This window comes from Streptomyces incanus (genome assembly GCF_042656345.1).
Classification (GTDB): Bacteria; Actinomycetota; Actinomycetes; order Streptomycetales; family Streptomycetaceae; genus Streptomyces; species Streptomyces incanus.
The window spans coordinates 1-18,324 of the sequence record NZ_JBHSPC010000069.1; the positions used below are offsets into that span (position 1 = coordinate 1).

Annotated in this window: 12 protein-coding genes and 3 pseudogenes; 1 reads left to right on the top strand and 14 read right to left on the bottom strand. The window is 67.9% G+C overall.

All coding sequences use genetic code 11. The annotated features are described in order from the left end of the window. Positions 1 to 8: 8 nt before the first annotated feature. Both ACFP2V_RS21770 and ACFP2V_RS21775 read right to left on the bottom strand, forming a co-directional pair. Positions 9 to 476: a transposase gene (locus tag ACFP2V_RS21770; protein WP_381214958.1), complete on the bottom strand. Its 468-nt coding sequence runs from the start codon at positions 474 to 476 to the stop codon at positions 9 to 11. Between the two features lie 355 nt (positions 477 to 831). After that, positions 832 to 996, bottom strand: a complete 165-nt coding sequence (locus ACFP2V_RS21775; RefSeq protein ID WP_381214962.1) for a helix-turn-helix domain-containing protein — start codon at positions 994 to 996, stop codon at positions 832 to 834. Positions 997 to 1,210: 214 nt separating this feature from the next. On the opposite strand from ACFP2V_RS21775, the gene ACFP2V_RS21780 reads away from it, so the two are divergent. Then, positions 1,211 to 1,867 (top strand): hydrolase, encoded by a 657-nt coding sequence (locus tag ACFP2V_RS21780; protein WP_381214966.1) that lies wholly within the window; start codon positions 1,211 to 1,213, stop codon positions 1,865 to 1,867. A gap of 192 nt (positions 1,868 to 2,059) precedes the next feature. Here the strand turns inward: ACFP2V_RS21780 and ACFP2V_RS21785 are convergent, their stop codons facing one another. The 12 genes and pseudogenes from ACFP2V_RS21785 to ACFP2V_RS21840 form a co-directional block, all read right to left on the bottom strand. Continuing rightward, on the bottom strand, positions 2,060 to 2,311 hold the full coding sequence (locus tag ACFP2V_RS21785) for a hypothetical protein (RefSeq protein WP_381214969.1): 252 nt from the start codon (positions 2,309 to 2,311) through the stop codon (positions 2,060 to 2,062). A 366-nt stretch (positions 2,312 to 2,677) separates the two neighbouring features. Then, on the bottom strand, positions 2,678 to 4,417 hold the full coding sequence (locus tag ACFP2V_RS21790) for a pyruvate dehydrogenase (protein ID WP_381214972.1): 1,740 nt from the start codon (positions 4,415 to 4,417) through the stop codon (positions 2,678 to 2,680). A 430-nt stretch (positions 4,418 to 4,847) separates the two neighbouring features. Next, positions 4,848 to 5,690 carry an alpha/beta fold hydrolase gene (locus ACFP2V_RS21795; protein WP_381214974.1) on the bottom strand — a complete coding sequence of 281 codons (843 nt, stop codon included), beginning with the start codon at positions 5,688 to 5,690 and terminating at the stop codon, positions 4,848 to 4,850. Between the two features lie 135 nt (positions 5,691 to 5,825). Then, on the bottom strand, positions 5,826 to 7,133 hold the full coding sequence (locus ACFP2V_RS21800; RefSeq protein WP_381214978.1) for a glutaminase: 1,308 nt from the start codon (positions 7,131 to 7,133) through the stop codon (positions 5,826 to 5,828). 267 nt (positions 7,134 to 7,400) lie between these two features. Next, on the bottom strand, positions 7,401 to 8,120 hold the full coding sequence (locus ACFP2V_RS21805) for an IS6 family transposase (protein ID WP_381214981.1): 720 nt from the start codon (positions 8,118 to 8,120) through the stop codon (positions 7,401 to 7,403). Between the two features lie 353 nt (positions 8,121 to 8,473). Further along, complete coding sequence (locus tag ACFP2V_RS21810) at positions 8,474 to 9,556, bottom strand: MBL fold metallo-hydrolase (RefSeq protein WP_381214984.1); 1,083 nt, start codon at positions 9,554 to 9,556, stop codon at positions 8,474 to 8,476. Between the two features lie 56 nt (positions 9,557 to 9,612). Then, positions 9,613 to 10,728 (bottom strand): NAD(P)-dependent alcohol dehydrogenase, encoded by a 1,116-nt coding sequence (locus ACFP2V_RS21815; RefSeq protein ID WP_381214987.1) that lies wholly within the window; start codon positions 10,726 to 10,728, stop codon positions 9,613 to 9,615. A gap of 462 nt (positions 10,729 to 11,190) precedes the next feature. Then, positions 11,191 to 12,024: a Gfo/Idh/MocA family protein gene (locus ACFP2V_RS21820; RefSeq protein WP_381214993.1), complete on the bottom strand. Its 834-nt coding sequence runs from the start codon at positions 12,022 to 12,024 to the stop codon at positions 11,191 to 11,193. Between the two features lie 410 nt (positions 12,025 to 12,434). Then, entirely contained in the window at positions 12,435 to 13,544 is a 1,110-nt protein-coding gene (locus ACFP2V_RS21825) for an IS110 family RNA-guided transposase (protein ID WP_381214990.1), read from the bottom strand. Between the two features lie 296 nt (positions 13,545 to 13,840). Beyond that, positions 13,841 to 14,509 (bottom strand): annotated as a pseudogene (locus ACFP2V_RS21830) (IS6 family transposase). 426 nt (positions 14,510 to 14,935) lie between these two features. Then, positions 14,936 to 15,724, bottom strand: a pseudogene (locus ACFP2V_RS21835) (helix-turn-helix transcriptional regulator); the annotation flags it as partial. A 2,172-nt stretch (positions 15,725 to 17,896) separates the two neighbouring features. Further along, a pseudogene (locus ACFP2V_RS21840) lies at positions 17,897 to 18,277 on the bottom strand (S8 family serine peptidase); the annotation flags it as partial. Positions 18,278 to 18,324: the final 47 nt, after the last annotated feature.

Consider the following 18,324-nt stretch of genomic DNA (forward strand, 5'->3'; position numbering starts at 1 on the left):
GTTGAGCATCATGCGGCAGCATCCCTACAAGGCTCGCACTGAGACAAACCCATCTCGGCCGGATTCGACTCCGGTGTGCAAGCAGGCAGACGGAAGGCCGTCAACCGCTTCTCCCGCTTGGCCGGCAACTGGCGCGTCTGCACGTCTTTGTGCTGGGTGGAGTCGTCCCGCACGAGCACGACCTCCCCGCCCGGTTGCCGGCGGGCGGCATCGAGCAAGGCGGCGAAGTCCCGCTCCCGGAACCCCTTCTTCTCCCCGCAGCGGCCGGAATGGTGCACCGGCATCCGGTGGATCAGCCGGGCGCGTCGCCCGGGGCGGGCACACACCGGCGCGGCCGGCGAGATTCTGCCCGAGCCCTTCCCCGACACCTCCACCCGCGGCGAGCGGCCGCGACGAGACCAGGTACGTGCCTTCGGCGGCCGCAGGGACTGCCCCGACTCGTCCTCGAAGACCAGCCACGCGTCCTGGTCCCTCACCGTTTTTCCACCCGCGGCCAGGTCTCCTTGATCCAGGTGGCCACCGCCCGCCCGTCCCGCTCCGCGGCCCGGTGCACCGGGGGTACCTCCCGGCCGAAGGCTGGGGGAGCACCAGCACCGACCACCCCATCCGGTGCAGGATCCGGCTCATCTGCGGTTCGCTGAAACGGCCAGGGAAGCGGCGGGCGACCAGGACCGCCACCCGCTCCAGCGTCCAGCGCTGGTCCTCCGGTCAGCCGTGCGCGGCCGGCCCCTCCTCCAGCGCCTGCTCCCGCCACGCCCGCCAGGACGGCCTCATCCGCGACGGACAGCCGGAGGGCCCCTTCGAGCGCAGCGCGTCGGCGTCGTCGGCCCGTCAGGCGGCGTGCCAGGCACAGGCGGACTTGCGCGAGACCCGCAGCCGCCGGGCGACCTGCCCGGGACCGGCCCCGGCGGCGAACATCTCGGCGGCCTCGAACCGCACCCGCTCCCGCTGGGCCCGCTGCTTCGCGGTCAGGCCGCCCCCATCGGGATACCTCATACCTCCGGGATACACCCGTCACGGCCGCACTTCACCCCGAGACGAAAGACTCAGTAGTTGACGCATCACTGATCGACATCTAGTGTCGATGACGCGTCAACCAAATGGTGTGGGGTCGCCGGCCCGGCCAACCCGAACCTGCTCACTTCGGGGTACCGAGAGGTCGGTGCACTGCCGGAGATCTGCGGACGCAACGTTCCAGAAGGGGAATCTCGTGGGTACTGAGAACAAGGCCGGACTTGGCGCGCTGCTGACGCCCGAGGAGAGCGTGCTCGCCCTCATCGACCACCAGCCGTTCCAGGTCGCCAACCTGCACAGCCACGAACCGACGATGGTCATCAACAACGCCGTCGGGCTCGCCAAGGCCGCCAAGGTGTACGACGTTCCGACCATTCTGACCACCGTCCTGGAGGAGCGCGGCGGCTTTCTTCTCCAGGGTCTGCAGGATGTGTTCCCGGAGCAGAAGCCGATCAACAGGACCTTCATCAACACCTGGCAGGACGAGCGTGTCGTAAATGCCGTCAAGGCGACGGGGCGCAAGAAGCTGATCATCGCCGGCCTCTGGACGGAGATCTGTGTGGCCATGCCGGCGATACAGGCGGCGGGCGAGGGCTTCGAGGTCTACGTCGTCACCGACGCGTCGGGCGGTGTCTCGAAGGAGGCCCACGACATGGCGGTGCAGCGCATGATCCAGGCGGGCATCACCCCGATCACCTGGATGGCTGTGCTGGGCGAGTGGCAGCGCGACTGGGCCCGCGAGAAGACCGTGCCGGGCGCCGCCGAAGTCCAGGCACAGCACGGCGGTGCCAGCGGTGTGGCCTTCACCTGGGAGATGCAGCTCCTGAACACGCCCACCGGTAACGAGGCATGACATCGCCGCTGCCCCGGCGCTGATCCGTGTCGGGTACTGGCTGTCGTCCATACTCTGGCCGGTAGTTCGTGATCCAGCCGGTTGAGTCCGCATCACAGCATCCTCCCTTCAGCACGATCGGTGCCGAAGGGAGGATGCTGCAATTGCGGCACCCGGCAGACCCTTGCTCGTCCGGTGCCCTGCGCCGCCTTCCTATGCGCGCCACTCCGGTGGCTGCTTGACGATTCCGAGATCACTTTCAGCGTCGAAGCCGACGAGTTCGTGCGGCAGAGCGACTGGGCGTGCGATGTCGACCCCCAGGTCGAAAGCGGCACCGGCGATCGAATCGGCTATGTCCGCTTCCTGATGCTGCTGCTTCGCCCGTTCATGATGTGCGCTCAGACGATCGACGATTCTCCGGATCGGACCGTGACCGAGATCAGGGGCCGGCGTTTCCTCGCTCATGGGTGGTGATTCCCTTCCGTGGACCCCGCGCAGGGGGTGATCGGTGGCGCGCAGGCGTCGGGCCGTCGATATAAGGTCCCGTCAGGTGTGACGACCGTTTTCTGGTCGATTCGATCAGTACTGATGCGTCCGGCGTCATCGTTGCGAGAGCAGGTGACCACCGGCGTCCCTCCCACCTGGGAGTACGTCCGGACCAGACGGCGGGAGGGGCCGGTGTGTCACCGACAAGTCGGTGCCGGGGGTGTCTCGATGTGGCGTTCGTGAGGAGCTGAGTGGCCCACGGAGAGCCGGGCCACAGTGATTTCGCCGGCCTTCGTCAGGTCGCTGGGGTCGTGAAACCGGACCTCGATGAGTGCGGCGACCCCCTCAGGGGCGAGGGATGTTCCGCAGGTTGGCGCGGGCCAGGTCGAGCATCTTGCCGACGCCGCCATCGAGCACTGTCCGGCCCGCGGCGAAGGCGAATCCCTTGACCTGGGCGGCCGAGATGTGCGGCGGGATCGACAGCGCGTTGGGGTCGGTCACCAGGTCGACCAGGAACGGTCCGTCATGGGCCAGCGCCCGCTTGAGCCCATCGATGACATCCCCGGGGTGCTCGATGCGGATCGCCTCGATGCCCGCGCCGCGGGCGATCGCCGCGTAGTCCACCGGCTTGTGGTCGGTCTCGTGCTCAGGCAGCCCCTCGGCCAGCATCTCCAACTTCACCATGCCCAGGGAGGAGTTGTTGAAGACGATCGTCTTCACCGGCAGATCGTGCAGCTTCACCGTGAGCAGCTCGCCCATCAGCATGCCCAGTCCACCGTCACCGGACATCGAGATCACCTGGCGGCCGGGGTAAGCGAACTGCGCGCCGATGGCGTGTGGCAGCGCGTTGGCCATCGTGCCGTGCAGGAACGAACCGATCACCCGGCGCCGTCCATTGGGGGTCAGATAACGCGCCGCCCACACGTTGGACATGCCGGTGTCCACGGTGAACACCGCGTCATCGGCGGCGAGATCGTCCAGAACCGAGGCCACGTACTCAGGGTGGATCGGGGTGTGCCGCTCGACGTCGTGGGTGTAGGCCGAGACCACCTTCTCCAGCGACCTGGCATGCTTGCGCAGCATCCGGTCCAGATAGGCACGGTTCTCCTTCGCCCCGACCAGCGGCAGCACAGCCCGCAGCGTCTCCCGGACATCGCCGTGGACCCCGAGTTCCAGCACAGTGCGACGGCCGAGGCGGCCCGCATCGTGGTCGATCTGTACGGTCCGCGCCTGCGGCAGGAAGTCGTTGTACGGGAAATCGGTGCCGAGCAGGACGACCAGGTCGGCCTCGTGCATCGCGTCGAAGCAGGCACCGTAGCCCAGCAGACCGCTCATGCCTACGTCGTACGGGTTGTCGAACTGGATCCACTCCTTGCCCCGCAGGGAGTGCCCGATGGGGGCGGCGGTCTTCTCGGCGAGCGCCATGACCTCGGCGTGCGCGTCCCGCACTCCCGCACCGCAGAACAGCATCACCTTCCGTGCCGCGTTCAGCTTCTCGGCCAGCGCCCGAACCTGTGGGTCCGGAGCGACGACCCGGCCACGCTCGGTGACCAGGTCGCTGCTTCCCGTCGGGTGAGTCGCCTCGTCGTGCGCGACATCGCCCGGTATCACCAGGACCGACACCCCGCTGTGGCCAAGAGCCCGCTGCATGGCGATCCGCAGAACCCGGGGCATCTGCTCCGGGGTGCTGATCATCTCGCAGTAGTCGCTGCAGTCGGTGAACAGCCTTTCCGGATGGGTCTCCTGGAAGAATCCGGTGCCGATCTGGTGGGACGGGATGTGCGAGGCGAGTGCCAGCACGGGCGCACCGGAGCGGTGCGCGTCGTACAGTCCCTGGATCAGGTGTGTGTTTCCGGGTCCGCAGCTTCCGGCACACACCGCGAGCCTGCCGGTCAGCTGCGCCTCCGCAGCGGCGGCGAAGGCGGCGGCCTCCTCGTTCCGTACGTGCACCCACTCGATGCCGTCGGTACGGCGCACCGCGTCGACCACCGAGTTCAGGCTGTCACCCACCACGCCATAGATCCGCTCCACGCCCGCCTGGCGCAGAATGTCCACCATCTGCTGAGCCACGGTCAGATTCCGCATCCCGGACTTCTCCCCTCAGGCCGCACGCCTGTCTCGTATGACTATCGGAAGACTCAATGTAGTTGATGTATCCACTTAGCAGACATGGGCGCCGGGGATCGCCCCCTGGAGAAGGGGTGCCGGTCGTTACATCATGTCGTTCGGGGGGCTCGGAGGCAGAGGTTGTGCAGGCCGGAGCAGGCCCCTGAGGGAGGTCAGCGCGTCCAGCAGTGGCAGGTGCCGGGCACTGGTGTGGTGGGTGCCGCCGGACAGCGTGTCGACGCATGGGTGCCGTGAGGGTCGAAGATCAGGCATCCGTTGCGTTGATGGACCCCGAGGGGCGTATGTGGCGCCTCGGTATCAGTTCGGCATCACATACGCCCCTCGTCGACGGCGATGACGCGGTTCCGCGTCATGAGAAGCCGTCAGGGGAAGCGCACGTCATCCACCGTCACCTCGCGAGGAAGTCACGGAGCGCGGTGTTGACCTCGTCGGCGTGGGTCCAGAGCAGGCCGTGCGGCGCTCCTTCGACCTCGACGTAGTCGGCCTCGGGGAGCGCCTTGTGGAAGCGGCGCCCGGTGGCGTCGATCGGGAGGATGTTGTCCTTCGTACCGTGCAGGATCAGTGCGGGCTTGCCGCTCGCGCGGACCGCCTCGACGTCGGCGCGGAAGTCCTCGATCCATGCCGGCACCACGGCGTACGCGGCCACCGGAGCGCTGCGGATCGCGACGTTCCAGCTACCGGTCACGACCTCCTCGCTGATACGCGTGCCGAGGTTCTCGTCGAGGTTGTAGAAGTCCGCGTAGAACTGCTTGTACCAGGCGTACCGATCCGCCTTCGCGGTCGCGGCGATGTTGTCGAAGACCTCCTGCGGCACCCCGTCGGGGTTGTCGTCGCGGGCGACGAGGAACGGCTCGAGCGAGGCGAGGAAGGCGAGCTTCGCGACACGCTCATGACCGTAGCGACTCACGTAGCGGGCGAGTTCCCCGGTGCCCATCGAGAAACCGACAAGGACGACGTCCTGCAGGTTGAGGGTCTCAAGGACCGTGTTCAGGTCGGCGGCGAAGGTGTCGTAGTCGTAACCGGAATTCACCTTCGACGACTGGCCGAAGCCCCGACGGTCATAGGTGATGACCCGGTAGCCCTGGGCCAGCAGCTCACGCGTCTGACGCTCCCAACTGTGCCCGTTCAGGGGGTAGCCGTGGATCAGGACGACCGGCTGCCCAGAACCCTGATCCTCGTAGTAGAGCTCGACCGGCGTACTGTTCTCCGTGCCGACGGTGATGTAACCCATGACTTCTTTCCCTTCTGGCCGACGAAACGAACGCCGACCCATATCTGTATGTGGAAACCGTGTGCTCGGAGGCGGGTCAGAGGTCTCGCCGTTCCGCATCGGCCTGCGGTGGGAAGCGAATTCCACCATGCGCTTTCAACCGCCCTGACCTCCTCCCGCGATCGCGGCGTGTAGGTCAGCGTGGTTCATGTTGTCCACGAGTGTGACTCGGCCACCATCGCCGGGATCGGGATCGGGCATGATCGATTCTGGGTCGACGAGGTAGACCTCGTGACCATTCAGCGTCAGCCGGCGCGCGACCTCCAGCAGCACGCGCCGTGCCACGTCGTCGATCGAATAGACCCTTGTCAGGTCCAAAGCCACCCTGATGTCCGAAGGCGAAATGTCCATGGCTTCCTGAACAACTCTCTCGGCTCCGGCAAAGCCGATGCCACCTTGCAGTTGCAGGACCCGGAGCGCGTTCGATCCGCTGCCGACGACATGGTGGGACCGCACGACGGCACGCGCGGCGGCGGGGACCTCCATCACATGCAGGCCCATGTCTGAAGAGAACCGTTCGAAGAGTGACACTCCGCGAACGCTGTTCCCGTGCCTGTCCAGTCGTGGTGAGAACGTGGCAATTCCGATCTGCCCGGGGAGCGCGCCGATCAGGCCCCCGGCCACCCCGCTCTTCGCCGGAATACCGACCTGGGTCGCCCAGTCACCAGCGGCGTCATACATTCCACAGCTGAACATGACGCTCAGCACCTGACGTGCCACCGCTTCCGGAACCACCTGCTCACCCGAGAGAGGGTTTATCCCGCGGTTGGCCAACGTCGCGGCCATCATGGCCAGATCTCGCGTGGTGACGAGCACGGAACACTGGCGGGTGTAGCCGTCCACGATGGGCCTGGGATCCTCGGTGAGGACGTCGTGACTGCGGAGCATGTGCGCGATGGCGAGGTTGCGGTGCGCGTTCTCCATCTCTGACGCACATACCGCCTCATCCATCCTCAGCCGACGACCGGCGAACGCCGAGAGGCCGTGGAGCACGCGTTCCACACGCTCCGCCGGATTCAGGTCCTCCGCGCCGGTCAGTGAGTGCACGGTGATCGCGCCGGCGTTGATCATGGGATTGAGAGGGCGCCCGGTGTCGCTTTCGAGGGAGATCTCGTTGAACGCCTCTCCGGACGGCTCGACACCGACTTTGGCGAGCACAGAGTCGAATCCGCGATCAGACAGGGCCAACGCATATGCGAACGGCTTGGAGATTGATTGGATGGTGAACTCGATATCGATGTCGCCGGCACCATAGACCTCTCCGCCGATCATGGCAAAGGCCGCTCCGAGGCGCTCGGGGTCCGCTGCTGCAAGCTCAGGAATGTATCCCGCCAGCTCTCCGGACGTGTCCGACTCCACATTTCCCAGTACCTCGGCCAAATAGTCGGGAATGATGGGCCGCATTCGTCCTCCATGCATAATTGCAATCTTCACGCTGTGAGAACCGTGTTGCGTGCGCCCTGGTATCGGGCTGCACCTGACAGTGTTTCACGGCGTCACATTATCGATGTGGCCAGGGAGATGACCTCACGCTTCGCCAAGCGTGGCGCGCGTGATCACTCCTGAAAATCTGACGAGATCGAGGCACCGGTGTGGCGCTGTCACGTTGTTGAGTGAGGATGTGCCTGGCAGTGCGTCGAGGCGTGGCGGGGCCGGGTTCCGGCCGCGTGTTCAGGGAGTGCTGGGCAGGCCGGCAACTCCGGTGGCCTGGTCCCAGATGGTGAAGCGGATGGTCATCTCGGCGCGGTGGTCGGGGGCGGTCATCAGGTGGCGGCGGGGCCGGAAGTGCGGTGAGATGCCGCTGAACGCGGCCAGGAATCTTTGTGCGGCGCCGGCGGAGCGGAAGCCCTTCAGGGCAAGTTCCCGTTGCCGCGTGAGCTGGTGGGAGTTCTCCGCCCGGTGGTTCAGGCCCTGGTGCGAGCGGTGTTCCACCGAGGGCATGACCTCGCGGTGCGCCGCGCTGTAGGAACGGAGCTTGTCCGTGACGATCACCCTCGGCACGGCCCCGATTCCTTTGAGGAGCCGACGGAAGAAGCGCCTGGCCGCGGCCTTGTCCCGCCGGTTCTGGACGAGGATGTCGAGGACGTTGCCGTTCTGGTCGACGGCCCGCCAGAGGTACTTCCGCTCTCCGTTGATCTTGATGAAGACCTCGTCCAGATGCCACTTGTCACCGGGCCGGGGTCGGCGTCGGCACAGTGCGTTGGCGTAGGCCTGCCCGAACGTGGCGCACCAACGCCGGATCGTCTCGTACGAGACGAGCACACCGCGCCCGGGCATCAGCTCCTCGACCTCCCGGAACGACAGCGGGAAGCGGAAGGACAGCCACACGCAGTGAGAGATCACCTCGACCGGGTACCGGTGCCCCTGGTACGACGGCGGCGTGCTCCCCACGGACGATCCCCCTCCACCATGATCAACCTGAAGACCATCCCACCCGGTCAGCCAACGTGGCAGCACCTTGATGACGTATCTGATGATGCCGGCCATGAACATCGTCCTTCGCCGGTGGCTCTACTCCTCCACCTCGGCCGTGGGCCGAGGGACCGACGGGCGATAACGGAGCCCTGGGGACGGCCCGAGCCGCCTTGCTGTCTCGACGGGCCCGTTCCTGGGACATCCGGGGTTTGGGCTCGTCACCGAACTTTGCGATGGCGGCGTCAGAACCGCACCGTCACGGCTACGCGGTGCGACGGATCGACAGGATCCGTCGCATCGCTCATCCGGTCGTATCGTTCGGGACGGCGTCAGGTCATGAATACCGGGGGATTCTCGCCCCGCATACGGTAGTTCGGTCGAGGACGTTCCAGCCGGATCGACTCCACCACGGTGTACGCGTGGTACTTGGTCTGGGTGGTGGCACCTGCCAGCCGCTCCCACCAAAGCTGGCCGTTGCTGGTCTCTTTCTCAAGGACGTGCCGGGTGGTGTAGTTCGCCATGGAGTTGATCCAGTTCTCGGTGCCGACCCATATCCTGTCCCAGCCGGTGTCGGTCATGATCTCGCCGAGCGCGTCCGAGCGACTGAACCGCTCGATCGCCGCGGTCGCCCCCTCGAGCACGTCGGCGAAGTATTCCACGCACAGCTTCACCTGCTCGTAGGTGCCGTAGTGCATGTGATGCCCGCCGACGAGGAAGTCGAAGTCGTATTCGAGAATCTGCGACTGCGCCTCGTACCAGCCGGTGATGTTCTGCGAGGCGTCGCAGTGCATGAACGTAACGCTTCCCGGGCTTACGATGTCCACAGCGGTGAGCACCTTCTGCTGTGGTGCGTAGATGAAGATGTTGCCGGGGCAGTGGTTCTCGCCCTTGTAGGAGAGCTCCAGCCGCACTCCGCCCACTTCGAGGACGAGTTCGTCGTCGAATGTTCTCGTCGGCAGGGGACGCTTCGGGTCGGGAAAGCGCTCCAGGAGTTCCTTGGTGATGCGGTGGGAGACGATCTCGACGTCGGGACCGAATATGGAGGCCGCGCCGATGTGATCGGCGTGCCAGTGGCTGTAGATCACGTGGGTGACCGGTTGGTCGGTGACGTCCTCGATCGCCGCCAGCATGTTCTCGCCCAGCGTCGGCGGTGCGTCGATCGCGATCACGCCCTGCTCGGTCACCACGAATGCGGCGTCGTAGCCGGCACTGGTGACCCAGTAGAAGCCGCCGCGCAGTTCTTCGACGTGGTAACCGTACTTCTGGAAGTGCTCACTCTGGAGATAAGGGGGATAGTACTCCTCGGGGTCCGACGAGTCATCGGCCCCCGCTCGAGCGAACCCATAGTGGTCGATCCCGTAGAAGGTCGAGGTGGTGTCGACGCTGATGGGTTTCTGACTGCTCTGGCACATCGGCGAGATGCCTCTCTGTGTTGTCTGAAATCTGTCGAGCGGGGGACGGGGATGGACTATCCCGGTGACATGAATCGAAGGATCGCCTTGGTAGCGCGGCCCGAGCCCGCATCCTCGAACGCGGTGTTGATGTCTGAGAAGTCGTAGAAGGACAGCAGTCGGTCGATCGGGAACCGGCCCGCTCGATAAAGCTGAGCCAGTTCGTTGATCAGTAGCGACGAGACAGCGTCTCCCTGGACGATGCCCCGCAACGACTGGCCGACCGAGAGCCGGCCGGCGTCGATCACGGCGCCTGCGCCTTCATGGAACGCCACGAAGCCGAATTGCCCCAGATGCGCCAAGGCGCCGACCCCTGCGTCGAGATTCTCCGCGCGGCCGCTCGTGTCGAGGACGTACTCCAGACCGCGCTCCTCGATGGCGCGGAGCGCGCCGGTCAGATCCTCGACCCGGCCGGGGTTGACGGTGTGTGTCGCTCCGAGATCACGGGCGAGCTCGAGCCGGCCGGCGTCGACGTCGACGGCGACGACCGTGGTGGCACCCGCGACGCCGGCCGCCATGACCGCCGCCAAGCCCACCGCGCCCACGCCGAACACGGCGAGGGACGCCCCCGCCGGAACAGCGAGGGCCTTGAGCACGGCCCCCGCGCCCGTCTGCAGCCCGCACCCCAACGGTGCCATGACCTCGAGAGGCAGATCACGGGGAACCTTGATCGTGTTCCGTTGGTGGGTCAGAGCGTAGGTGGAGAAGGAGGACTGGCCGAAGAAGTGGCCGTGTGGCTCAGCACCCTGGGCGACGTGCAGCCCGTTCGAGCCATCAAGGCGGGCGCCTGCGAAGTTGGCCGCCCAGGCGTTGTCGCAGTAGGCCGGGTGAGAGGACATGCACGGCTTGCAGCGGCCACACGAGTGGTAGGAGAGGACGACGTGGTCACCGGGCTCGACGGTGGTGACAGCGGCCCCCACACGTTCGACGACTCCCGCGCCCTCGTGCCCCAGTACCACCGGGAGCGGCGTAACCATGCGTTGCGCCCGCACATGAGCATCGGTCGCGCATATTCCGGTCGCGACCATGCGGACGAGTACCTCGTCCGCTCGCGGATCTTCGATCTCGATGTCACGGAGTTCGAATGGCCCGTCCTGCGTTTCGAGAACGGCGGCACGCGCGGACGTGGTCATACGTCGTGAGCTTCCCGGGAAGCGCCGTCGGCGCCGTGGTGGCAGAGGACAGAAATCATCAACGACTCCCAGGTCAGGTCGTGGGCATCAGGGGGCCCTTCCAACGCGACCGAACCTATGTCGGCTGCCCGCATCGCGCATCGGTTGCCGTATCGGTCACGGCCTGGTTCTCTCGGACTGCCGCGATCCGGCCCGGTGTCCGCGATCTTGCTCGCGGACACCGGGCCTGACCGAGTAGGGTGCCGCCGTTGGCTGTCCGTACAGCACCGACAGTGCAGTGGTGCGCGGCCTGTCCCACGCCTTCACTGCCGGAGACCGGTGCGCGAGGCCTGTTCGACTCGGGCGACCAGGCGGCTGTTGTGGACGGCATGGTCGAATCCCGGGGTGTGGGGAGCCCTTTCGCGATGTCGCGCGCCAGGCCGACCTTCACCTCCCCCACATTGATGGCCGCACCCGCCCAAATCACGGCGGCGGTCGGGCCGGTACCCGTGGCGACGGGGCTATCGGGCGCGGTGAAGTCCAGGCTCGACGACAACACGAGGTCGCCGACCTGAGTGCCCGCGGGGTGACCGCCGTCAACTTCAGCCAGCCAGCCGTCCGACCCGCGAACCTCCAGGCTGAAGTGAGCGTCGGGCGCGGGTACGCCCGCCAAGACAGAACGTGGCCCGCCGCGATGGTCAGGAAGCCCGCTCCCGCCGCCTTGTCGAAGTACTCGTAGGCGCTCACCGACTCCGGGCCGTTGCCGAATGTCGTCGCGGCGACACTCGCCGAGAACAGTCGCCCGAGTCGACCCTGCGCGATGCTCTCCGCCGCGCGGCGCACCGGGGGATTGAGCCGGCCCTGCAGGCCGATCGCCGTGTGCAGCGAGCCGACCGCGTAAGCCATCTCTTCCGTCTGTGCAACGGTCGCGCCCAGCGGAGACTCCGAATACACGGCCTTGTCCGCCGCGAGGGCCGCCAGGACGAGCTCACGGTGCGCCGGGCCCTTGACAGCCACGGTGATGAGGTCAACCGATGGGGCGCGGATGAGCTCGAACGGATCGGCGAACCAACGCTCGGCGCCGAACGCCTCGGCAGCGATGCGGGCCTCGTTGACGTAGGGCCCGTACACCTCGGCGGTGTCCAGATGCGTGACACCGAGGTCCACAGCGCGCTGAATGGTGCGGACCGACTCGGCGTCGTCGCGACCGGCGCCGGTGTAGATCGCCGACATGCCCATGGCCCCGAGGCCGATGCACGAGACTTCGATCCCTCCGAGCGACGTGAACTGGACCCGGTTGTCCCTTCCTGGATCCATTCGCTGGCTCCACGCTTCGACGCGGGGACCGGTTTCAGCGCCGCAGAAGGTTGTGTAGCGGCGTCGATGGCGCGCTGCGCCGCTGTCAGTCACGTGCTCAGGACGCGCTCGGGCGGCAGTGAGGAGAACTTGTTGCGTCAACAAGGGTGGCTGGTATGGCCGCATGGCGAGTAGCGCAGCCGGCACGAACGGACACCGCCGCCGGCGTCCGTTGAACGGGTCGCCATTCGAGGCGACGACGTCGGCCGAAGGCTCTGGGACCACGGAACCCACTGGTCCGGTTACCGAAACGCAATGGCTGAACCGCGACGAGCGGACGGCGTGGCTGGCCAACTCCGCGCTCGCGATCAGCTTGCCGGCTGCCCTGGCCGCGCGGATGCAGCGCGAGGGCGTTGATGCCCCTATGGATGTCAAGTAGCGGTTGCGGCACGTGCGCGGCCGGCTGCGGGGCTCGGAGTGGCGATGAGCTGGTAGACCTCCCGTGCGGTGTAGCGCTTGAGGCAGCGGATGACTTCTCGGCGCGTCTTGCCCTCGGCAAGGCGTCGCTGCAGGTAGTTCCGGGTGCGGTCGTCCCAGCGCAGGCGGCTGAGGACGATCCGGTAGAGGGCGGCGTCGGCCTGGCGGTCGCCGCCGCGGTTGAGTCTGCGGCGCTGGGTCTTGCCAAAGGACGCTTCGACCGGGCTGGTGCCGCACAAGGCAGCGAAAGACGCCTCGCTGGTGAGGCGTTCAGGGTTGTCACCTGCGGCGATGAGCAGGGCTGCGGCGCTGTCCGGGCCGACGCCGCGTACGTCGAGCAGACCGGGCGAACTCGCCTTGACGGCCTCGGCTGTCCGCTGGTTCAGGTCGTCGATCTCTTCGGTCAGGTGCTGGATTCGACGGGCCGGCAGACGCAGGGTGTGCCGGGCAGCTGTAGCAGGCCCGGTCGCGTCCAGAGCTTCCAGTGCGGCGCACCGCTTGATCAGGTGCGGGTTGGTCAGGCCGGCCGGGGTCTCGCGCAGGGCGGAGTCGGCGCAGACCAGGACGTTCTTGAGCTGGTTGATGGCCTGGGTGCGGGACTTGATTGCGGATCCCTTGGCGAGTTTGAACAGCCGCAGCTTCTTTGCCGGGCCGTCGCTCGTCTTGGCCGTGGCGGTGGCGCGCCCGGACAGCACGGCGCGGGCGGCGGCCTCGGCGTCGACGGCGTCGGTCTTGCCGTGGCGCCGGCGGGCGGCCTTGTCCGGCTGGTTGACCTCCGTGACCTCGATTCCCTCGGCGTGCAGGTGGCGGGCCAAGGCCGCCCCGTAGGAGCCGGTGCACTCGACGCCGGCACGTCGCACCACTTTGAACGAGCTGGCCCAGGCGACGAGTTGAAGGTATCCCTGCGCGGTCGCCGGGAAGCTCCGGCCGTCCAGGGCGGCACCGAGCATGGTGATGACAGCCGCGGCGTGAAGGTCCTTGTGGGTGTCCACGCCGAGCAGGACCTCCTCAGCGGCGTCGGCCGGGATGTGACCCGGGGCAGCGGATTGCGTGATGCTGGGCAAGGTCGCCTTCTCCTGATCGCCTTGGGTGCTGGTGGCCGTCGCCGGGCCGGGGCGGTCAAGACTGTGACGGTGCCTGTCGCGAAGGCCCCTATCGGGACACGTCCCCTGCCCGGCGGCAGCACGCACCGCACCGAGCGGGTAGCCGACAGATCAATGGCAAGGCACACGGTCAGTCACGTTGCGAGTCAAGCCACCGCCCGGAGCGGCACCCGATCACCCTCACCGTCACGTTGTTAGGTGTGTGAGTGTCTGATGGCGCGTCGGGGCGTGGTGAGGGCCGGGTTTCGGGCCAGTGTTCAGCCCTGGGTGGGCAGGCCGATGTTCTTGGTGATGTGGTCCCAGAGGGTGAACCGGATGGTCATCTCGAGACGGTGTTCGGCGGCGGTCATCAGGTGGCGGCGGGGTCGGAAGTGGGACGAGATGCCGCCGAAGGCGGACAGGAATCGCTGGGCCCCGCCTACGGAACGGAATCCCTTCATCGCGCGTTCACGCTGCCGCGTGGGCTGGTGGGAGTTCTCGGCCCGATTTTTCAGCCCCTTGTGCGAGCGGTGCCCGGCCGAGGGCATGACCTCGCGGTGGGCGGCGCCGTAGGAGCGGAGCTTGTCGGTGACGATCACCCGCGGCACGGCGCCGGTCCGCTTGAGGAGCTTGCGGAAGAAGCGTCTGGCGGCGGCCTTGTCGCGTCGGTTCTGCACGAGGGTGTCGAGCACGTTGCCGTCCTGGTCGACGGCCCGCCACAGGTACTTCCGCTCTCCGTGGACCGTGAGGAAGACCTCGTCGAGGTGCCACTTGTCGCCAGGGCGGGGACGTCGGCGGCGCAGCGCGTTGGCGTAGTCCTGCCCGAACTTCAGACACCAGCGGCGCACCGCCTCGTGGGAGACGATCACGCCGCGCTGCAGCATCAACTCCTCGACCTCTCGGTAGGAGAGCGGGAAGCGGCAGTACAGCTACACGCAGTGGGAGATGACCTCAGCCGGGTAGCGGTGGCCCTTGTACGACGGCGACGTACTCCCCACGGACGACCCCCTCTACCGTGATCAGCCCGAAGATCCTCCCATCCTGTCAGCCAACGTGACAGCGCCGTTGCGCGGTGCCCTGTGGTGGCGGGTTCCTCCGGTGCCAGGGATGGTTCGGCCGCTTCGTGTCCGTGCGGTTCGCTGTCGCCCGTGGGGTCGGTGATTACGCCGTAATCATCGGGAGGGCTGTCGTGTGAGCTTGAGGGCGTGCCGGTTGCCGGTTGCGTCGCTTGCTTCGCGAGGGTACGTGCCCTTCCTCCTTTCGTGCTTTTTTTGCCTTCAACTCCTGCAGTGTTGCTTCCTTGGGCCGGTTGGCGACCGCGCCGTGATCCGGGCAGTTTCGAAGGGTTCCGGGAGCCCCGGCCCCGAAGCCCCCTACAACCACCCCCGCCGCGCGGCCTGCCACGCCAGTTGCATACGTGTCGCCGCGCCGGCGAGCTCCATCATGTGCTGGATGTGCCGCTGCACCGTGCGCCGGCTCAGGCCCAGTTGGGTGGCCACCGTCTTGTCGGCGACCCCGGACACCAGGAGGGCGAGGAGGCGCCGGTCCGTCGCGGACAGCGGGTCCGGTCCGCCGGCGCCGTCCGTTCCGGCGACCGCGTCCGAGTCGTCGACGTCCAGCGGCACCGCGTCCTCCCAGTACCGCTCGAACAGAGCGATGAGGGCGGCGAGCAGATTGCTGTCGCGGACGAGGGCCGTGGTCGGTTCGTCCAGGTTCCCCCGCGGGCCGCCGGGCACGAGCGGACAGATGGCGATGGCCCGGTCGGCGACGGCCAGCCGCAGCGGCAGATGCGGCACCGCACGGGCGACCTCCCCGGCCCGTACGCCCGCAACAACGTTGTCAACGGCGCCCTCGTCGTCGAAGAACGCCTTCTCGTACAGCACCCGGTAGCGCACGCCCCGCCCCAGGGCCTCGAACTCGGAGTCGTTGCTGCCCGACGGCATGGCCACGTACTGGGCCTTGCAGAACCAGAGCATTTCGTCCCGCGCGCTGCCCTGGATCTGGCGCAGGTGCTGCCGCAGGGCCTCGGCGCCCGTGATGACCTCGATCAGTTCGCTGGCGTCCCGCCGGCGCATCGTGTCGCGGTACACCTCCAGCAGGCTGGTGGCCTCGGCACGGGCGAGGTCGAGGGCGTCGGCGTGCCGCTTCAGCCCCGGCATCAGCCCGGCCCGGCTCCAGCTCCGGCCGTCGTCGTAGGAGACCTCGACCTGGACGCCCACGCCCCGCGGTGCGGCGAGCCCGTCCTGGGCGCGGACCGACAGGCCGACGGTGTGCGTACGGCCCGGCCGCACCGCGTTGTACGCGTCGACCGGCACGTCGTAGTCGAGCTGGAGCAGCGGCAGAGTGGTCGCCGGAGCCGCCGTGCCCGAGCGGAACGACCAAGACGTCTCGGTGCCGGTCCCGTAGACCCACTCCGGAGAGGTCCGCGAAGTGGTCAGGTCCAGCCGGTAGTCGGCCGCGTCCGACGGCACCTCGAAGTCCGCGAAACCGCCGTCGGCCCGCCCCACCTGGCGCCCGTCGCGGTACAGCACGGCCTCGGCCGCGTCGCCCGCCGCCCGCGTCCCGATGCCGCCACCGCCGCCGCCCGCGGCGAGCCGTGACCGGTGACCGGCCTGCGAGTCGGTGAACTCCGGTATCCGCACGCTCAGTACGTCGCCCTTGCGCACGGACGGCGTCGTGGTGCCGCGCGGGATGGACGGCCGTACGACGGACGCCTGCCAGGTGTCGCTGGTGTGCTCGCCCGCCCGGTACGTACGCGGGGTGTCCGCCATACCGTCGCGCAGCGGCGCGTCCACGTCGTACGTCGTCTTGTGGTGCACCAGATGCTGCCACGAGGTGTCACCGCTGCTCACGTACTCGGTCCGGTCGAATCCGGTCGGTACGTAGCGGGTGTACTGCAGCCAGGCCGTGTCCTGGTACGGCCGGCGAGCGAAACGCTGCTCACTGGCCCAGGGCACGCCGCCGTTGTCGGCGTACCTGCTCCGCACGACGGCGCTGTTGCGCTCGGAGACCGTGTGCACGATCTTCGCGGGGATGCGCTGGGACGACACCTGCATGACGTCGTACAGGTACGGGCTGCGGGCGGTTCCGGTGAACCCGACCGTGGTGGTCCCCCTGCCGATCCGCTTCAGCAGGGCCGCTCCCGCCTTCGCGCCGATCCTGACGGTCGGCACGCCCCAGCGGTCGCCCTCCGGGTGCCACCGGATCCACGCGTTGTCGTTGAAGTGGACGAGCACGACGCCGCGCACCCCGGCCACGGCCGCCCGCTCGGTCAGGGTCCGCTCGCCGACGGTCTGTTCGTTGGTGAGGACCGCCAGCTTCCCGCGGGCCCGGGAGAAGTCGGGGGCGGCGGCGTCCCCCGCGTCGACCGCGATCAGGCGCGCGCTCTTCCGGTCGAAGAGTGGCGAGGACGGCATGTAGTACGCGTCCGGCTCCGCCTCACCGCCCTTGCCGCCGGACACCTTCATCTCCAGGAGCGGCGCGACGAACTGCCACCGGGAGGCGAACTCGAACGTGCCGTCGGTGACGGCCGACGTGGGGCTCACGTACAGGCGCTTGCCGACGTCGAAGTACATCGTGCCCTGGAGCAGACTGCGTCCGTCGATCTTCCGGTACGTCTGGTAGCTGAGGATGCCGCGCTGCTCCGCCGGCCGGGGCGTGCGGATGTCGACCAGCGTGGTCTTGCGGACGTCGAGTGTGACGGTCATGTCCTTGGTGACCTTGACCTCGGGCAGGACCACGTGCCGCAGTTCCTGGCCGTCGCCGGCGTCGTCCAGGGACGAGTAGTCCAGCTGGTAGGTGCCCTCCTCGACCTCCGCGACGGCGGGGTCGGTGCCGGTGTAGCCCACGAAGCCGTCCGGGCCCCAGATGGTTGGCAGCGCCTCCACCCGCTGGCCGGCGAGGTCCACCGTCCGGACGGTGAGCCGGTGCGTCGGCCCTTGCACGGCCAGGCTGACCGTGGTGTGCACGGTGACCTTCCCGTCCCCGGACACCGCGGTCACATAGCCGTAATAGTCGCCCTGCTGCACCCGGGCCGGATCGACCGTCAGCGGTACGTCGGCGGTGGTGCCCGCGGGCACCCTGACCGAGCCGGAGCCGAGCTTCACCGCGCCCTCGCCGGGCGGCCGTCCCCCGGCCGTGGCCAGCCGAGCCGTGAGCGCCAGCGTGATGTCGGAGCCCGAGGTGTTCGTGTACCGCAGCCGCGTAGTACGCGGCTCGCCGCCACCCGTCTGAAGCGGGCCCAGAGCGACGGTGCCGGTGGCGGTGACCGGACCCAGCGCGGCCGCGGCCACGTCGACGAGTCCGCCGCCCTGCTCGGTGGCCTCCTGACCGGCCGCCGTACGGGCCGTGCTGACGAGCGCGTCCTTCAACCGGGCCGCGCTCCAGTCCGGGTGCCGCTGGGCGAGCAGCGCCGCCGCACCCGCCACGTGCGGGGTCGCCATCGACGTGCCGGAGGCCGCCACGTGCCGGGCGTCGACCGGCTCGCCCATGGTCGTACCGTCCGCGCGAGCCGCCACGATGCCCACACCCGGAGCCGTCAGGTCGGGCTTGACGGCGTCGTCACCGGCCCGGGGACCGCGGCTGGAGAACGGCGCGAGCCCGCCGTCCCGGTCGACCGCGCCCACCGTGAGCGCCGCGTCCGCGACACCGGGGGAGCCGACGGTGCCGGCCGCGACGACGAACAACGCGCCCGTGCGCTCGGTGGGGGCGTCGATTAATTAATGGGGCGTGTCGCGTCATCCTGGCGTTGATGTTGCGTGCA